The organism is Bartonella sp. AD328YNZD, from assembly GCF_042196425.1.
The window spans coordinates 1-16,925 of sequence record NZ_JBHIQG010000025.1; the positions used below are offsets into that span (position 1 = coordinate 1).

At 38.6% G+C, this 16,925-nt stretch carries 13 protein-coding genes and 2 pseudogenes; 10 read left to right on the plus strand and 5 right to left on the minus strand.

Features of this window, described 5'->3' with window-relative positions:
- Positions 1-949 precede the first annotated feature (949 nt).
- The 5 genes and pseudogenes from ACFIO3_RS02425 to ccmA all read right to left on the minus strand — a co-directional run bounded on the left by ACFIO3_RS02425 (position 950) and on the right by ccmA (position 3,880).
- Positions 950-1,543, minus strand: coding sequence for a DsbE family thiol:disulfide interchange protein (locus tag ACFIO3_RS02425; RefSeq protein WP_375606183.1), 594 nt, complete (start codon positions 1,541-1,543; stop codon positions 950-952).
- Positions 1,518-1,770: pseudogene (locus ACFIO3_RS02430) on the minus strand (hypothetical protein). The gene ACFIO3_RS02425 and the pseudogene ACFIO3_RS02430 overlap by 26 nt, the downstream one beginning before the upstream one ends.
- Positions 1,758-2,536, minus strand: a pseudogene (locus tag ACFIO3_RS02435) (heme ABC transporter permease). Before ACFIO3_RS02435 ends, ACFIO3_RS02430 begins: the two co-directional pseudogenes overlap by 13 nt.
- A gap of 46 nt (positions 2,537-2,582) precedes the next feature.
- The gene (gene ccmB, locus ACFIO3_RS02440) at positions 2,583-3,248 is read right to left on the minus strand and encodes a heme exporter protein CcmB (protein ID WP_375606184.1); all 666 of its coding nucleotides are present in this window, start codon (positions 3,246-3,248) and stop codon (positions 2,583-2,585) included.
- A 20-nt stretch (positions 3,249-3,268) separates the two neighbouring features.
- Positions 3,269-3,880, minus strand: a complete 612-nt coding sequence (gene ccmA, locus ACFIO3_RS02445; protein WP_375606185.1) for a heme ABC exporter ATP-binding protein CcmA — start codon at positions 3,878-3,880, stop codon at positions 3,269-3,271.
- Positions 3,881-4,177: 297 nt separating this feature from the next.
- On the opposite strand from ccmA, the gene acnA reads away from it, so the two are divergent.
- From acnA to cyoD, 10 genes are all read left to right on the plus strand, one after another.
- Entirely contained in the window at positions 4,178-6,865 is a 2,688-nt protein-coding gene (gene acnA, locus ACFIO3_RS02450) for an aconitate hydratase AcnA (RefSeq protein WP_375614900.1), read from the plus strand.
- 237 nt (positions 6,866-7,102) lie between these two features.
- Positions 7,103-7,369: a 30S ribosomal protein S20 gene (gene rpsT / locus ACFIO3_RS02455; protein ID WP_273790272.1), complete on the plus strand. Its 267-nt coding sequence runs from the start codon at positions 7,103-7,105 to the stop codon at positions 7,367-7,369.
- A 701-nt stretch (positions 7,370-8,070) separates the two neighbouring features.
- Positions 8,071-9,642 (plus strand): chromosomal replication initiator protein DnaA, encoded by a 1,572-nt coding sequence (gene dnaA, locus ACFIO3_RS02460; protein WP_375614899.1) that lies wholly within the window; start codon positions 8,071-8,073, stop codon positions 9,640-9,642.
- A gap of 188 nt (positions 9,643-9,830) precedes the next feature.
- Positions 9,831-10,952 (plus strand): DNA polymerase III subunit beta, encoded by a 1,122-nt coding sequence (gene dnaN, locus ACFIO3_RS02465; RefSeq protein WP_375608947.1) that lies wholly within the window; start codon positions 9,831-9,833, stop codon positions 10,950-10,952.
- 20 nt (positions 10,953-10,972) lie between these two features.
- On the plus strand, positions 10,973-12,106 hold the full coding sequence (recF, locus tag ACFIO3_RS02470; protein WP_375607852.1) for a DNA replication/repair protein RecF: 1,134 nt from the start codon (positions 10,973-10,975) through the stop codon (positions 12,104-12,106).
- Positions 12,107-12,161: 55 nt separating this feature from the next.
- On the plus strand, positions 12,162-12,614 hold the full coding sequence (aroQ, locus tag ACFIO3_RS02475) for a type II 3-dehydroquinate dehydratase (RefSeq protein ID WP_375704075.1): 453 nt from the start codon (positions 12,162-12,164) through the stop codon (positions 12,612-12,614).
- Positions 12,615-12,745: 131 nt separating this feature from the next.
- Positions 12,746-13,717, plus strand: a complete 972-nt coding sequence (cyoA, locus tag ACFIO3_RS02480) for a ubiquinol oxidase subunit II (protein ID WP_375606229.1) — start codon at positions 12,746-12,748, stop codon at positions 13,715-13,717.
- Between the two features lie 84 nt (positions 13,718-13,801).
- Positions 13,802-15,820: a cytochrome o ubiquinol oxidase subunit I gene (gene cyoB / locus ACFIO3_RS02485; protein WP_375607850.1), complete on the plus strand. Its 2,019-nt coding sequence runs from the start codon at positions 13,802-13,804 to the stop codon at positions 15,818-15,820.
- The gene (locus ACFIO3_RS02490) at positions 15,817-16,485 is read left to right on the plus strand and encodes a cytochrome (ubi)quinol oxidase subunit III (protein WP_375606191.1); all 669 of its coding nucleotides are present in this window, start codon (positions 15,817-15,819) and stop codon (positions 16,483-16,485) included. The genes cyoB and ACFIO3_RS02490 overlap by 4 nt, the downstream gene beginning before the upstream one ends.
- The coding region (gene cyoD / locus ACFIO3_RS02495) for a cytochrome o ubiquinol oxidase subunit IV (protein WP_375704076.1) at positions 16,485-16,925 on the plus strand (441 nt) is incomplete at its 3' end. The genes ACFIO3_RS02490 and cyoD, both read left to right, overlap by 1 nt.

Consider the following 16,925-nt stretch of genomic DNA (forward strand, 5'->3'; position numbering starts at 1 on the left):
TTTTACACCGCAAGAATTTCTAGAAGAAAAAACATAATCAAATATTTTTCATAAAAAATGATGATTGCAACAAAAGCCTATTTTATTTGCGTCATAAAAGTTTACGCATAAGCTCATATGAACTTCTAGAATATTTCTTGTTTTAGAGTTTTTTTAGTGTATACGAGTGATCTTTCTGTTGAAATCAGTAATTATGTCATAGAGTGCTTAAAAAAGAGTTCTCTGTAAAATATATTTCCTCTTCTCGAAAAAGCTTCTTTTGTACTTTTTACATCTCAAAAGTTTATTTCTTACAATGAATTCTTTTATAATGTTCATTGATAAATTGATTATGTACTCATAACTTATCTTCTCTGTTAAATGAGACTTTTTGATTGTAGTCATATTTTCTTACTCGAATTTATCTTATTAAGACTCAATAAAGCTTATTAGTTATAATCATAAGGGAAATTATCGAGAGAATAAGAATGTATAGATTCAATATAGGCTTTATGGAGTCTATTACGAACAGATAAGTGTAATGGGAATAAATATAACAATGACGCTGCAAAAAAGCAGATTTATTATTTTATAAAGATGAGAATAGTGGTGAAGTCCCCTCATAACAATGTGTATTTCAGATAAAAAAGCGGAGAAAAAATACTATATGATTTTGAAAACAATAGTTTGTTGCTGTCACTAAGCTAACGATGGTTCTATAGCAATATTGTTTTGTCCAAATAATCAAAACTAAAGCTCCCAAACAGATATTTAATCGCTAAGGAAAAATGAAAACTACTTAAAATTTTTGTCATATTTTGGAGGTTTGTTCTACAGATATTTCTTTACATATGTTTTTGAATCAACAATGATAATACTCTTGTCAAATTTTTCTAAGAAGAATAAGTGGCCGTATAAATAAAATAGCAATACATAGCATGATAAAACGTTATGTTTTTACAAACCTCCATTATTTTTCTTCTGTCATAATCGCTTGTTCAATTTTTGGTAGAATTTTTTTTTGATAAATTTGCCATGTTAAGGGACCAACATGTTTGGCAATAATAATACTCTCTTTATTCAAGAGAAAGGTTTCTGGTGGTCCATACACCCCCCAGTCAATAGCTGTATATCCTGAATCATCAAAGCCAATAAATTTAAAAGGATTACCAAAACTGTTTAAAAAGCGCAGGGCATTTGCTTTGTTATCTTTATAATTAATGCCAATTAGATCAAAACGTTTATCTTGTGCAATTTTCATAAGAAGAGGATGCTCTTCGCGACAGGGTAAACACCAAGAACCCCAAAAATTGACCAATGTGACACGTCCTTTAAACTGTTTTGAATTGAGATAACTTTCTTTATCAAGAAGAGGAAGATAAATATTGGGAGCAGGTTTTTCAGCTAATGCGTTTGGGAGAAGAGAAGAATCTTGAAGGTGTTTTTTATCCATAAAGTTGAAAAAAAACATCATGAGAAGAAGAAAAAGCACAAATGGTCCAAAAAAAACAAGCAGAACAGGCAAAGATATATTTTTTTTAAGTTTTGGAGGGATGTTTTTCATTATACTTTATCTTTTTGTGACAGCTCTTTTTTGTTTAGCTGTTGGAGAATTTTTTTTTGGTAGAGGGCTTTGCAAAGAATATATCCAATAAGACATAAGAGGGATATTGCAGAAAGCACATAGCTTAAAACAACAATTTGCTCGTGTTTAAGGGTGCTCAGGAAAAAATCAATTTTCTGAGATAGATTTCCTAAAAGTCCGCTGTGGATGCCATTTAGGTCGAGCATAATGAAGCGCCTATTGTTGTGCACGACGGGATTTTTTTATCTGAAGTATTTGGATATAACGATGATTGATTTCATTTCGCATAGCCATCAAATAGAGCGTAATAAACATAAAGATGAAACAAAAGAGCATTGTTATAAGGGGCCATAACATAGCATTGTCGATTGTTGGTCCTCCAGCGCGTAACAATGATGCGGGTTGATGCAATGTATTCCACCAATTAACAGAAAATTTAATAATAGGGATATTAACAAATCCAACAAGTGTAAGAATTGCAGTAGCGCGCGCGGCTTTTATTGGGTTGTCGAAAGCTCGTCCAAGCAGGATAATAGCAAGATAGATAAAAAGCAGAATTAAAACTGATGTTAACCGAGCATCCCAGACCCACCATGTTCCCCATGTAGGTCGTCCCCAAAGTGCTCCTGTCATAAGAGCCAAGACGGTGAAAATTGCTCCAATGGGCGCCCCACATTTGAGTGCCACATCAGCAAGATGATATTTCCAAATCAAATTTCCTAATGCCGCGGCACTCATCGTTATATAACAGAATGTAGACAACCACGCAAAGGGTACATGAAGGTACATAATCTTAACAGTAATCCCTTGTTGATAGTCATCAGGGGAATGCATCACAAGAATCAATCCAAAGATAAGAAAACACAATGTTATGCTGGCTAACCAAGGCAAAATCATTTTGCTTATTTTCATGAAATGGGTAAAACTTATAGGGAGTGATCTCATTTTATATGTGCGCATTATTTCATTCATAAAATTCATAATAGGCAGAGTTTTGCTATGCGGCAATCAACTTTTATTATTCTGATAAAAGTTTAAGCGTTATCGCAGCAACAAAAGAGCTAAAGAGACTCAAAAGAAGTGAAAAAGCGCTGAGAAGAGCTAGGGAAGTGAGAAAAGAGGTATTTGGGTTTATTGGGGCTGTAGCAGCGGAAACACCAAAAATCATAATTGGAATGATCCACGGCAAGATAATGATAAAAATAAGCAAAGTACTGTGCAACAATGAGGTTGCGAGTGCAGCGCCTATAGCACCAATAAAAATAATAGCTGGTGTTCCGCATAAAAGGGTAAGTATTGTTGTAAAAGTTATTACTACATCTAAATGAAGCATGAGGGCTAAAATAGGTGTAGCAAAAATAAGAGGAAGCATTGTTCCTACCCAATGGGCAAGACATTTGGTAAAGACAATTAGTGTAAAACTTTGTCTTTGTTCTGAAAGGATAAATTGGTCGAGATTACCATCATCGCGATCGATTTGGAAAAGTTTGTTCAGATTGAGGAGCCCTGCAAGAAGGGCTCCAAACCACAATATACCCGGTCCTATTTGTGCAAGAGTTTTGGGATCTGGTCCAATGGCAAAGGGGGTTATGACAACAACAGCGATGAAAAACAATAATCCTGTTAGTGAAGTAGCTTGTAGCGCTAATAATAGTTTAAGATCACGCCAGAACAGTGCTTTCATTTTATTCTCTTTATTCTCTCCTAGAGAGGTAAAAATTTTTCCAGAGCGATGGTATGGTTTTCTGGAATACCTAGGGAATTATGAGTCGCGGCGATAATCATACCACCTTGATTGAGATGACGCTGGAAAATACGGGCAAGGAGTTTCTGAGCATGGTTATCGAGACCAGATATTGGTTCATCCAAAATCCAAATAGGACGATAGGAGAGTAAAAGACGGGCAATAGCGACACGTCTTTGTTGTCCAGTTGACAGAGTGTTAAAGGGTAAATGTTCAAGATCAGAAAGACCAATATCGGCAAGGGCTTCATGCACAAAGCGTAAATGTTGACCATAAAATTCTGCCCAAAATTGCAAATTATCAATGACAGATAAAAGAGGTTTCATAGCGTTTTGAGGACCAAGGTAATGACAGGCAGTTGCAACAGGGTATGTTTGATTATGGTCTTTAAGGATTATATGACCTTCAGCAGCTTCAAGAAGACCGACAATGATTCGGAGTAATGTAGACTTTCCGATACCATTAGGACCGGTGATTGTCATAAGTTGCTGTGAAAATAAACAAAAAGAAAGACCTTGAAACAGAATTTCCTCGTTTCTGTAAGCAGCTAGATCTTTGCCTGATAACACCATGTGATTGCCTATTTTGTTTTTATTTTCATATTCTTTAGTGCATTATAGAATAAAAAACACATTTTTTATGCAATTGTACCTAGAATAGTTCTAGAAATAGTTCTATAAGGGGTACCTTACATCAATATCTGGTGTAAAATGGTTTCTGGCGCTGATTTCCGCATTTGCCTATGAGCGGGTGGAGGGGGAAATGGATAGCGGAGGTAATTGCGTCTGCGCTCAAGCTGCGACCTTGACTCGTAGTTTGTGTTGTTCATTCCTGGAAATTGGGTGGTTATAGTATGAGGGTGGACAGTCATGACTCAAATTGATAGCTTTAATTGTCGCAGAGTATTAAATGTTGGTGGCAAAGAATATACTTATTATAGCTTGATCGAAGCGGAGAAGAACGGACTTGAAGGTGTTTCTCGTTTACCGTTTTCGATGAAAGTTATTCTCGAAAATTTATTGCGATTTGAAGATGGTCGCACGGTTAAAAAAGAGGATATCCTCAATGTTGCTAAGTGGTTAAGTGACAAAGGAAGTGCCGGGGCAGAAATTGCCTACCGTCCTGCACGTGTTCTTATGCAGGATTTTACAGGTGTTCCAGCAGTTGTTGATCTTTCTGCAATGCGTGATGCTATGGTTAAACTTGGCGGTAACGCTGAAAAAATCAATCCTCTCATTCCCGTTGATCTCGTCATTGATCACTCAGTTATTGTTGATGCTTTTGGCAATTCCATGGCTTTTAAGGAAAACGTTGAGCATGAATATGATCGCAATGGTGAGCGCTATCGTTTCCTTAAATGGGGGCAGCAAGCTTTTCAAAATTTTCGTGTTGTTCCTCCAGGAACAGGGATTTGTCATCAGGTTAACCTAGAATATTTAGCACAATGCGTGTGGACGAAGAAGGAAGAGGGATGTGAGACGGTTTATCCTGACACCTGTGTGGGAACTGATTCGCATACGACTATGGTAAATGGTTTAGGGGTCTTAGGTTGGGGGGTTGGTGGTATTGAAGCAGAAGCAGCAATGTTAGGCCAACCTGTTTCTATGTTGTTACCTGAAGTGATTGGTTTTCGTCTAACAGGGAAACTTAAAGAAGGTGTAACCGCCACCGATCTCGTGTTGACGGTGACCCAAGTGTTACGCCAAAAGGGTGTTGTTGGTAAATTTGTTGAGTTTTTTGGTCCTGGTTTGGAGCATATGACGCTTGCTGATCGGGCAACGATTGGGAATATGGCTCCTGAATATGGAGCAACGTGTGGTTTTTTCCCAATTGATAAGGAGACAGTGCGTTATCTCAATATGACAGGGCGTGATGAAGATCGGATTGCCTTAGTGGAGGCTTATACCAAAGCACAAGGGATGTGGCATGATGAAATGGTGGCTCATCCCATTTTTAGTGATACAATTGAATTAGATATGGGAACCGTTGTCCCTTCTATGGCTGGTCCTAAACGTCCTGAAGGACGTATTGCATTGGAAAATGTTGGGCAGGGTTTTGAGAAGGCATTGGTCGAAGACTATAAAAAAACTTCTGGACAAGGTGAGCGCTATCAGGTCGAAGGTGAAGAATATACGCTGAGTCACGGTGATGTGGTGATTGCTGCGATTACTTCTTGTACGAATACATCAAATCCAAGTGTTCTCATTGCAGCAGGTCTTTTGGCACGAAATGCTGTAGCAAAAGGTCTCAAAAGTAAACCATGGGTAAAAACTTCTCTTGCACCTGGTTCACAAGTCGTTGAAGCCTACCTTCAAAATTCAGGTCTGCAAAAAGATTTAGATGCGTTAGGATTTAACTTAGTAGGATTTGGGTGCACAACATGTATTGGAAATTCTGGCCCTTTGCATCCAGCTATTTCCAAAACGATTAATGACAATGGTATCATTGCAGCTGCGGTTCTTTCAGGAAATCGTAATTTTGAAGGGCGCGTTTCTCCTGATGTGCAAGCGAATTATTTAGCTTCACCACCGTTAGTTGTTGCACATGCGCTCATTGGGACAGTGTGTAAAGATTTAACCAAGGAACCTCTTGGTGAAGATTCAGATGGTCAACCGATTTACTTAAGAGATATTTGGCCAACTTCTCAAGAAATACAGGAATTTATCGAAGAAAATGTTACGCGTAAAGTTTTTGCTGAAAAGTATGCAGATGTCTTTAAGGGAGATGAAAATTGGCAAAAAGTTCGGATTCCTACAGGTTCTACCTATTCTTGGGATGAGCAATCCACCTATGTACGCAATCCACCTTATTTCGATGCTATGCAGAAAGCTCCTGATGTCTTACCAGATATTAAGGATGCACAGATTTTAGGTTTATTTGGTGATAAAATCACGACGGATCATATTTCTCCTGCTGGTTCTATTAAGGCAGCTTCTCCTGCTGGGAAATATTTAATGGATCATGGTGTTAAAGTGGCTGATTTTAATCAGTATGGAACGCGTCGTGGGAATCATGAAGTTATGGTGCGTGGGACCTTTGCCAATATTCGCATTCGTAATTTCATGTTAGGGGAAAATGGTCGAGAAGGAGGTTATACGGTTCATTATCCGTCAGCGGTAGAACAAACCATTTACGATGCAGCAATGGCGTATAAACAAGAAGGTGTTCCGCTCGTTGTTTTTGCAGGTATTGAATATGGCAATGGATCATCACGCGATTGGGCTGCCAAAGGGACCAATCTTCTTGGTGTCAAAGCAGTGATTGTGCAGTCTTTTGAAAGGATACATCGCTCTAATCTTGTTGGTATGGGCATTGTCCCTTTTGTCTTTGAGGAGGGGCTAAGTTGGAAATCTTTAGGCTTAAAGGGAGATGAAAAGGTGACAATTGAAGGGATTCATAACTTGAAACCTCGTCAAAAGACTGTAGCGAAAATTACTTTTTCTGATGGTACGGTAAAAACCGTTCCATTATTGTGCCGTGTTGATACTGAAGATGAGCTAGATTATTTGCATCATGGTGGAATTTTGCAATATGTCTTACGTAAGTTAGCCGTTTAAATTCTTTTGTTTGTTAAGAAATATCTATTATTAAGCTATAAAGTTGCGGATCAAAGAGTTTAGCTTCGTTTTTTTATGACTATCTTTGAAAATCTAATTGACGTTAGCTTTGGGATTGCGCTATAAGCCACACAGTTATAGGCAGCTTTATAGTTTTGCTTGGGTTGGATTTATTTATATTGGTAGAGTTGTTATTAGGACTCATTTTACCAAGGTGTTGAAAGAGAGATTATATTTATGGCGAATACACCTTCTGCTCGAAAAGCGGTGCGCAAGGTTGCGGCGCGCACACAGGTTAATAAGGCCCGCCGTTCACGCGTTCGTACTTTTATACGTAAGTTTGATGATGCTTTAGCGGGTGGCGATAAAGCATCTGCAGAGATTGCATTTAAGAATTTTGAGCCTGAAATTATGCGTGCAGTTTCTAAAGGGGTTTTTCATAAAAATGCTGCTGCGAGGAAAGTATCACGTTTAGCTAAACGCTTGAAGGCTCTCAGCGTTTAAGCTTTTTTTCCTTTAATTGAGAACAAAGCCAGTATCCATGAGGGTGCTGGCTTTTTGTTTATTATTTCAAAAGGTTTCTATTGAAAATAAGAATCGATAATGATTCTCCACTTGAAAAAGGAGAGAAAGTTTATAGGGGGAGGTATGGTTATCCACAAGCTTTGTGGATTTGTACAGAGTCTTTTTTGTCAAGCATTTTATTTTTTTTTTTAAATCTGAAGAGATTCTTTAATTATTGGTAAATTTAGAGAAAAAAAATGAATTGAATCAATATTTTTTTCAGTCCTCATTAATATAAGCATTTTTTTCGGGTTTTTTGATTTTATTTTGACCTCTTGCATTTTACCTCTGCTGTTTTGTATGGTTCTTATGAAGACTAAGAAGCATGAAGGGGTCACATCAGCGCATTATTCTGTATTTTGTTGAATACAAGATGTTTTGATTTAGGTTTTTCGAAACTTTTGTGTTGGAGAGGTTTCTGGCGGTTTTTTAGTTTTCTTAATGGATATGTTTACCATTTTAGAAGGGTGGGTCATATCATGAGTGCAAATAAATCTTATTGGTCATCTTTGTTAGTGGGGTTGTGATGAGGCTATCCTAGGGGAGGGTGAGTAATCTTATTTGGGGTAGGGCGTTTTGCCTTCGCTAGATTTATTTTAGTTGTTTGGCAGGACAAAATTTTATTTTTATCAGGATGGAAGATGGTGGATAAATTGAACTCTAAAGCTAGTTCCTTTAAAAGGGTTTCGGTAAATATCCTGTCGGCAGAGAACATAATAAAGAATAGGATGACGGAAAGTGATGAGAACGTTTGTAGAAATGCTTCTATAGGGCATTCTATTGTTTCAGAGGAGGAAAGTGCGGCGGCTTTTGTCCGTGTTATGGCGCAGTTAAAGGTGCAGGTTGGTGTTGAGGCTTATACCAGTTGGTTTGGACGTGTGAAGCTTGCTGAATATAGTCATACTCTTGTAAAGCTTTCTGTTCCTACTGCTTTTTTACGTTCATGGATTAATAATCACTATGGTTCTCTTTTGACTCATTTATGGAAACAAGAGAATTCAGCAATTATTCGTGTTGAAGTTATTGTTCGTGGTATGGAACGCGTTTCAAGAGATGTCGTTTGTAAAAGAAGTGTTCCTCCTGTTGTGCTAGAGGAGCAGGCGGCTTCATCTTTTGTTGAGAGTTGTGCAGAGCATTCAGTTAAGAATTCTCAAACGGGGGTTTTTGGATCTCCACTTGATTCTCGCTATACTTTTGAAAGTTTTGTTGAGGGGGCTTCTAATCGTGTTGCTTTAGCGGCTGCACGTTCAATTGCGGAGGGGCATAAAAGCGCTTTGCGTTTTAATCCTCTTTTTATTCACGCATCTGTTGGTTTGGGAAAAACACATTTGCTTCAAGCGATTGCGGCTTCTGCATTGAAGCGTTTAACATCTGCACGTGTTATTTATTTAACTGCTGAATACTTTATGTGGCGTTTTGCAACAGCTATTCGTGATAATGATGCTCTTTCTTTTAAAGAACAGCTTCGCGATATCGACCTTTTGATTATTGATGATATGCAGTTTTTGCAGGGAAAGTCGATACAACATGAGTTTTGCCATTTGCTTAATATGTTGCTTGATAGTGCAAAACAAGTTGTTGTCGCTGCAGATCGTCCACCAGCAGAATTAGAATCGCTTGATCTTCGCGTTCGATCTCGTCTTCAAGGAGGAGTCGCACTTGAAATTGAAGCACCAGATTATGAAATGCGTTTACAAATGTTGCGCCAGCGGTTAAAGGTGGCACAACAAGATGATGGCATGATATCAATCTCTGATGATATCTTGGAATATATTGCCAAAACGGTTTTAGGGTCGGGACGTGATATTGAAGGAGCATTTAATCAGTTGTTATTTCGTCAATCTTTTGAGTCTAATTTATCTTTAGAACGGATTGATGAGTTATTAGGTCACTTGACACGTCCTGGAGAACCTAAGCGAATTCGGATTGAAGAAATTCAGCGTACGGTAGCGCGCCATTATAATGTTTCTAAACAGGACTTGTTGTCTAATCGCCGAACACGTACGGTTGTGAAGCCACGGCAAGTTGCGATGTATTTAGCAAAAGTATTAACTCCTCGCTCATTACCAGAAATTGGACGCCGTTTTGGTGGGCGTGATCATACAACAGTTTTACACGCTGTGCGTAAAATTGAAGATTTGGTTTGTGGTGATCAGACCTTAGCTAAGGAACTTGAATTGCTTAAGCGGTTGATTGGAGAACAGGCTGTATAATGTTTATCGTTTCTTTCTTTGGAGAAACTTTAAAGGATTTAATAAAAGGATTTGTTTTTTCTTATGCAGTAGTGGCTTGTCATTTTAAGAGAGGTTTAATAAACTCTATTAGGCGATTCTTTAAAGAGGATCTGTCGTTTTAATTCTAAAGAATTCTTATAGTTTTTGGTAAATCATACGAGGCTTTTATGCGCATTACAGTTGATCGCAGTCAATTTCTCAAGTCTCTAGGTCGTGTTCATCGTGTGGTAGAGCGCCGTAATACTGTTCCTATTTTATCGAATGTGCTGATTGATGCAGAAAATGGTCGTGTGCAGTTAAAGGCAACAGATATTGATTTAGAGGTTACAGAATCTTTTACGGTAAATGTTGAACAAGCTGGAGCAATAACTGTTCCAGCACATTTGCTTTATGATATTATTCGGAAACTGAGTGATGGCAGTGAAGTTGTATTATCCGTTGATGAAAATCAAGCAAGTACAATATCTGTTGTTTCGGGTTGTGCACATTTTCAGCTTCAATGTCTTCCGAAGGTAGATTTTCCAGAGTCACTTCCTGGGCAGTTTGGTTATCGCTTTTCTCTATCGGCATCAGGGTTAAGGCGTTTACTTGATTGTACACAATTTGCTATTTCTACTGAAGAAACCCGTTATTATCTTAATGGTATTTACTTCCATGTTGTTAATGATGGTGTTTTGAAACTGCGTTTGGTTGCAACGGATGGTCATCGTTTGGCACAAGTTGAGATGGAAGCTCCTTCAGGAGTTGAGGGAATGCCCGGTGTTATTGTTCCCCGTAAAACTGTAGGAGAGTTGCAGAAACTTCTTTCAGAAGAAAATGATGGTGATGTATGTATAGAGCTTTCAGAGACAAAGATTCGTTTTTCTGTGGGTTCTGTTATTTTTACATCAAAGTTAATTGATGGAACATTTCCAGATTATCAGCGCGTCATCCCTCTTGGAAATGATAAAGAATTAATTGTTAATAGGCAGGGTTTTTCTTCTGCAGTTGATCGTGTTTCAACGATTTCAAGTGATCGGGGGCGTGCAGTTAAGTTAACGATTGAGCATGGACAGTTAAAGCTTATCGTTAATAGTCCTGATTCGGGCAGTGCAGAAGATCAATTATCAGTAACTTACACATCTGAACCGCTTGAGATAGGGTTTAATTCACGTTATCTTTTGGATATCGCTGGGCAGCTTTCAAGCAATGAGATGGTTTTTATGTTGGCTGAGGCTGGAGCACCGGCTCTGATTCGTGATAATGATGATGCAGATGTGCTCTATGTGCTGATGCCTATTCGCGTTTAGGGGCAATTGTTTTGCAATGCATGGCGAGTCGTGTGCACAAAGTGGCAGTGAGGCAGCTGAAGCTTTTACGTTATCGCAATTATTCTTTTTTTAATATTCATTTTTCGGGTCAGCATGTGGTTTTTACTGGCCATAACGGTGCTGGTAAGACGAATCTTTTAGAGGCGTTATCTTTTCTTTCTCCTGGTCGTGGTTTGCGACGTGCTGCTTATTCTGATGTTAGCTTTGTAGAGGGCGGAGGTGAAGGATTCGTTGTATTTGCACGTCTTGAATGTGCTCTTTATGGTGAAGTAAAGATTGGTACAGCTTTGGAGGTTAGCGATAACAGTCGAAAGGTCCATATTAATGGTGTGAATGAACCAGGTGATTGCCTAACAGATTATTGTCATATTAGTGTCCTAACACCGTCCATGGATGGTCTTTTTACAGGTCCTTCACTTGAGCGCCGTAGTTTTTTGGATCGTATGGTTTTAGCGATTGATCCCTTGCATAGGCGTCGCATAGCCGATTATGATAGAGCTATGCGTGCACGTAATCGCTTATTTTTGGATGGAAATGAAGATTGTGCTTGGTTTGATGCTTTAGAAAAGCAAATGGCAGAATTGGCGACAGCTATTTCTGCGGCGCGTGTTGATGTTATTCGGCTTTTAAATGACATGTTTACACAAATGCCGTCTCATATACCTTTTCCACGAGCTTTTTTGCAAATTGATGGTTTTTTAGAAACAGCTCTTAGTGAAATATCAGCAACTGAAGTTGAAGAACAATTTTGTGATCAATTACGGCATAATCGCGCAATGGATCGTGCTGCTGGTCGGACGTTAGAAGGACCACATCGTGCAGATTTGCAGGTTTTTTATGCTGATAAGAATATAGCAGCAACATCTTGTTCAACAGGTGAACAAAAAGCGCTGCTGACAGGTTTAGTTTTATGTCATGCACGTCTAACAGGTATGATGTCGGAAAGGGCTCCCATTCTTCTTCTTGATGAAATGGCTGCTCATCTTGATTCGCATCGACGTGCTGCTTTATTTGATATTCTTGATGATTTAGCTGTGCAAACATTCATGACAGGAACAGATCGTGTTTTATTTGATGCCTTAAAAGGACGCGCAGAATTTTTTGAGATTAAGAATGGAGCTTTATTGCTGTAAAAAACATGCTAAATATCTTTCTAATAAGTGATGACTCTGAAAGAAAAGGCTTGCTATGTCAGAGATAATAACGATTTTAAATGGTCCTAATTTAAATTTTCTAGGTCAACGTGAGCCAGGAATTTATGGAACTGAAACTCTAGAAGGTATTGAAAAAAGATGCAGAGAATGGGCAAAAAAAAATGATATCATAATAAATTTTTATCAAAGTAACTGTGAAGGGCAATTAGTAGCATGGATACAAGAAGCAATAGAGACAAGTTCTGGATTGATCATTAACCCAGCGGCTTACAGTCATACATCTGTTGCACTTCTCGATGCCCTAAAAATGTTTTCAGGGCCGAAAGTAGAAGTTCATTTATCTCATATTTATCAGCGTGAAGCTTTTCGTCACCATTCTTATACATCTGCAGGTGTAGACGCTATCATAACCGGGTGTGGAGGTGATGGATATCGGTTTGCACTTGAGTATATTGCAAAACAATTAAGCAAAATAATTAAATTGTGATAGGTAAAGAGCAAACGTTGGATAAGAGTAGTATTGGCATTGAATTCACTTGATAATTATTTTCAAATCTGTACAATATTAAGGTGTTATATTATGACAATTTTTAGTGCGTATGACGGGGGTAAATGAAGATGAAAAGCTTTGTTAGACAATTAGAGATGCTTGTGATTTTAGGGGGAGCACTGCTTTTGTCTGGTTGTAAAATTGATGTTATACAGCCATCAGGTTATGTTGCACGTCAACAGTTAATTTTGATTGTTGTTTGTGTGGCTGTTATGCTTTGCGTTGTCATTCCAGTAATGGTGAGTGTGGTATTTTTAGCTATAAAATATCGTGCATCGAATGTGAAAGCGGACTATTCTCCTGATTGGGCGCATTCAAATAAAATTGAAGCGTTGATGTGGAGTATTCCCATTGTAATCATAATGGTTTTAGGTTCATTAACAACTTATTATACCTATAAGCTTGAGCCTACAAATCCCCTTCCAGTAGAGGTGGTGGGTGAAGGAAAGCCATTGCAGATTGATGCTGTAGCTCTTGATTGGAAGTGGCTTTTTATTTATCCTGAATATGGTGTTGCATCGATTAATGAAATTTACGCGCCTGAAGGACGTCAAGTTTTATTGCAATTGACGTCAGAGAATTCTGTCAATGCCTTTTGGGTTCCCAAATTGGGTACGGTTCTTTACGCTATGCCGCAGATGAATGCTAAGTTGCATTTGGTCGCTGAAGAACAAGGGGTATTCAAAGGGACCTCAGCAAATTACAGTGGTGATGGTTTTTCGGGTATGCGGTTTAAGTGGCATTCTGTGTCTTCGCGGGATTTTGAGGATTGGATTGTAAAAGCTCGGGCTAATGGTCGAGTACTTGATCGTACATCTTATCGTCAACTTTCTATTGCGCCTCGTATGGGTGATATTGCTGCGAAGGAAAAAGATGCTGAAGTTCGTTATTTTGCACCTGTTGAGAAGCGGCTTTACTATCGTGTTGTTAATCGATGTGTCGATGAAAATACGGTGTGTAATGAAGATTTAATGAAACGTGCTGCTGCTCAGACGCTATGGGGTGCACTGTGTTCAGTATTTGATCCTGATGTTATTTAAAGGGTCAATAGAGAAAGAGCCCTTTTAATATTTTTAATATAAGGTTTCTTTTAAACTTAAATTTCATTTGAAATGGGTTGAGAAATGTTTGGAAGACTTACAGATCCTACGGCAGGTGCTTTTCATGCGCTTGCACATGAACCGATCGTTTTGTATACATGTATTGCGATTGTTTTGGTTGGTTTAATTGCTGTCGTTGCTCTGACAGCGCTTGGGTGGTGGGGAATTTTATGGCGAAATTGGATTACAACTGTTGACCATAAGCGCATAGGCATAATGTATATAGTTCTTGGAATTATTATGCTTGTTCGCGGTTTTGCGGATGCACTTATGATGCGAACGCATCAAGCTTTAGCTCTTGGGAGTGAAACAGCAGGTTATTTACCTCCTGAGCATTTTGATCAAATTTTTTCGGCGCATGGTACGATCATGATTTTTTTCATGGCTACGCCTATTTTATTTGGTCTTTTTAATTATCTTATACCGCTTCAAATTGGTGCGCGTGATGTTGCTTTTCCCTTTGCAAATAATCTGGGTTTTTGGATTACGGCAGCTGGGGCGATTTTGATTAATATATCCCTAGGTGTTGGTAATTTTGGTCGTGGTGGTTGGTTGATGTATCCACCTTTTACAGAATTACAAACGAGTCCAGATACAGGGGTAGATTATTATTTATGGTCTCTTCAGCTTTCTGGTATTGCAACAACAATGGGATCAGTGAATTTTATTGCAACGATGATTAAAATGCGTGCTCCTGGAATGACAATGATGAAAATGCCTATTTTTTGTTGGAGCGCTTTTGTCAGTAATGTTCTTATTGTAGTTATTTATCCTGTCTTAACTGTTGCTTTTGCGCTCTTGGCATGTGATCGTTATTTGAACATGAATTTCTTTACTAACGTTGGTGGTGGAAATCCAATGGTGTGGATTAATTATGTTTGGGTTTTTGGTCACCCTGAAGTGTATGTTTTGGTTGTTCCTGCTTTTGGCATTGTGTCTGAAGTTGTCTCAACTTTTTCTTCAAAACGCCTCTTTGGTTATACTTCCATGATATGGGCCATGGTGGTTATTTTGATTCTTTCGCTTCTTGTTTGGGGACATCATTTCTTTACAATGGGTGGTGGTGAAGCTGTAAATACCTTCTTTAGTATTGCTACGATGATCATCGCAGTTCCAACAGGTGTAAAAGTCTTTAATTGGCTGCTCACGATGTATAAAGGTCGGATTCGCTTTGAGCCTCCAATGCTTTGGTGCATGGGAATGATCTTTACGTTTGTTGGTGGTGGGTTAACTGGTGTTTTATTATCTATTGTTCCTGCAGATTGGCAGTTTCATAATTCGCTCTTTTTGATAGCGCATTTCCATCATACAATTATTGGAGGTGTGGTTTTCGCTTATTTAGCAGGGCTTGCTTTTTGGTTTCCAAAAGCTTTTGGTTATAAACCAAATCGCATACTAGGTATTGCATCTTTCTGGTGTTGGTTTATTGGTTTTTACCTTGCGTTTTTCCCTGTTTATGCGCTTGGTTTAATGGGTGCAACACGTCGTCTCCAGCATTACATGGAACCTAGTTGGCAGCCGATGTTTATTATTGCTGCTCTAGGTGCTTTTATTATCTTGCTTGGTATCCTTTGTTTTGTGTTACAGGTTGTTTTGGCGATTTGGTATGGTATTAAGCATAAAGGTCACCTACCGGTAACGTTGAATGATTCTTGGGGTGATGCACGTACACTTGAATGGTTTACCTCTTCACCGCCTCCTGCCTACAATTTTGCCCTCCTTCCAAAGATACAGTCTGATGATGCTTATTGGAATATGAAGAAAAGTGGTTATCAACGTCCGACAAGTGGATTCACAAAAATTCATATGCCGTCGAATACATCGGCTGGAATTATTGCGGGATTCTTCTTATTAGTTGTTGGTTTTGCACTTGTTTGGCATATTTGGTGGCTTGCTGCTGTTGGACTGATTGGTTTTATTGCAACGCTTGTGTGTCATTCATTAACAGGTGATCATCATGGTTACTATATTCCAGCTGAAGAAGTGCAAAAAACTGAAGATGCCTTTACGGCTGTTCTTAAAGAACAAGGAGTGACAGTATGAGTGCTGTAACAATGAATAACGCGAGTACTATAGATGAACTTCACCACGATAGTAGCTCGGTAATGACGTTTGGTTTTTGGGTTTATATTCTTTCAGACTTAATCCTGTTTTCGACACTGTTTTCAAGTTTTGCTGTTTTTTCTGCTTCTTATGGTGGTGGTAAAGCGGGCAGTGAGTTTATAGATTTAAAGTTTGTTTTGGTTGAGACTGCTTTCTTGTTGTTTTCATCCGTCACTTATGGCTTTGCAATGGTACAAGCACATAAAAATAACATCAGTGGTGTGCGTTTATGGATGGCTATTACCTTTGTATTGGGGTGTTGCTTCATTGGTATGGAACTTTACGAATTTCATGAACTTTTGAGTGAGGTTTTTTATTTCGATCCAAATGCTTATGCGGGTATTGATCCTGCAACAGGTTTACAGCTTTTTGGACGGGAGATACTTTCTGCTTATTGGTCAGCATTTTTTGCTTTGGTTGGCACCCATGGTCTTCACGTGAGTGTTGGTCTTCTTTGGATGGTCGTGATGTTTTGTCATCTTCGTCGTAATGGTTTGGATCAGGATAATAAAACACGTTTAGCGTGCCTTTCCATTTTTTGGCATTTACTTGATATTGTATGGGTTGGTGTTTTCACCATGGTTTATCTATTAGGAGCGTTGTGATGAGCATGCAAAATGAAACACATGGTCCCAGTACTGGTTCCTATTTGGTCGGTTTTATTCTGGCTGTATTTTTCACCTTGGGTTCTTTTATTCCTGTGATGTATGGAATGATGGAAAGTTGGGCAGTCAGTACAAAAGTTGCATATCTTATTGGGATGGCGATTATTCAGATTGTAGTACAAATTGTTTTCTTTTTACACTTGAGTTCTGGTCCAGATGCCAAGTGGAATTTAAATGCGTTATGGTTTGCTGCTATTTGTGTTTTTATTATTATTGGGGGTACATGGTGGGCTATTTCTCATTTGAATTATAATATGATGGGTGGCTCAGGACGTGTTATTGAACCGGAAATATCAAGTAGAGATGGTTCTTCAGTATCTGAGCCGTTATCAAACAAAGATATATCCGTAAGAAAACAGCCAGAAAAGATACAGGGCTCA

What these genes read in the sequence shown, in the direction of transcription:
- dnaN (WP_375608947.1), top strand. Translation starts at nt 9,831, where the DNA reads ATGCGCATTACAGTTGATCGCAGTCAATTTCTCAAGTCTCTAGGTCGT.
- ACFIO3_RS02425 (WP_375606183.1), bottom strand. Translation starts at nt 1,543, where the DNA reads ATGAAAAACATCCCTCCAAAACTTAAAAAAAATATATCTTTGCCTGTT.
- ccmB (WP_375606184.1), bottom strand. Translation starts at nt 3,248, where the DNA reads ATGAAAGCACTGTTCTGGCGTGATCTTAAACTATTATTAGCGCTACAA.
- ccmA (WP_375606185.1), bottom strand. Translation starts at nt 3,880, where the DNA reads ATGGTGTTATCAGGCAAAGATCTAGCTGCTTACAGAAACGAGGAAATT.
- rpsT (WP_273790272.1), top strand. Translation starts at nt 7,103, where the DNA reads ATGGCGAATACACCTTCTGCTCGAAAAGCGGTGCGCAAGGTTGCGGCG.
- acnA (WP_375614900.1), top strand. Translation starts at nt 4,178, where the DNA reads ATGACTCAAATTGATAGCTTTAATTGTCGCAGAGTATTAAATGTTGGT.
- cyoA (WP_375606229.1), top strand. Translation starts at nt 12,746, where the DNA reads ATGAAAAGCTTTGTTAGACAATTAGAGATGCTTGTGATTTTAGGGGGA.
- ACFIO3_RS02490 (WP_375606191.1), top strand. Translation starts at nt 15,817, where the DNA reads ATGAGTGCTGTAACAATGAATAACGCGAGTACTATAGATGAACTTCAC.
- cyoB (WP_375607850.1), top strand. Translation starts at nt 13,802, where the DNA reads ATGTTTGGAAGACTTACAGATCCTACGGCAGGTGCTTTTCATGCGCTT.
- dnaA (WP_375614899.1), top strand. Translation starts at nt 8,071, where the DNA reads ATGGTGGATAAATTGAACTCTAAAGCTAGTTCCTTTAAAAGGGTTTCG.
- recF (WP_375607852.1), top strand. Translation starts at nt 10,973, where the DNA reads ATGGCGAGTCGTGTGCACAAAGTGGCAGTGAGGCAGCTGAAGCTTTTA.
- aroQ (WP_375704075.1), top strand. Translation starts at nt 12,162, where the DNA reads ATGTCAGAGATAATAACGATTTTAAATGGTCCTAATTTAAATTTTCTA.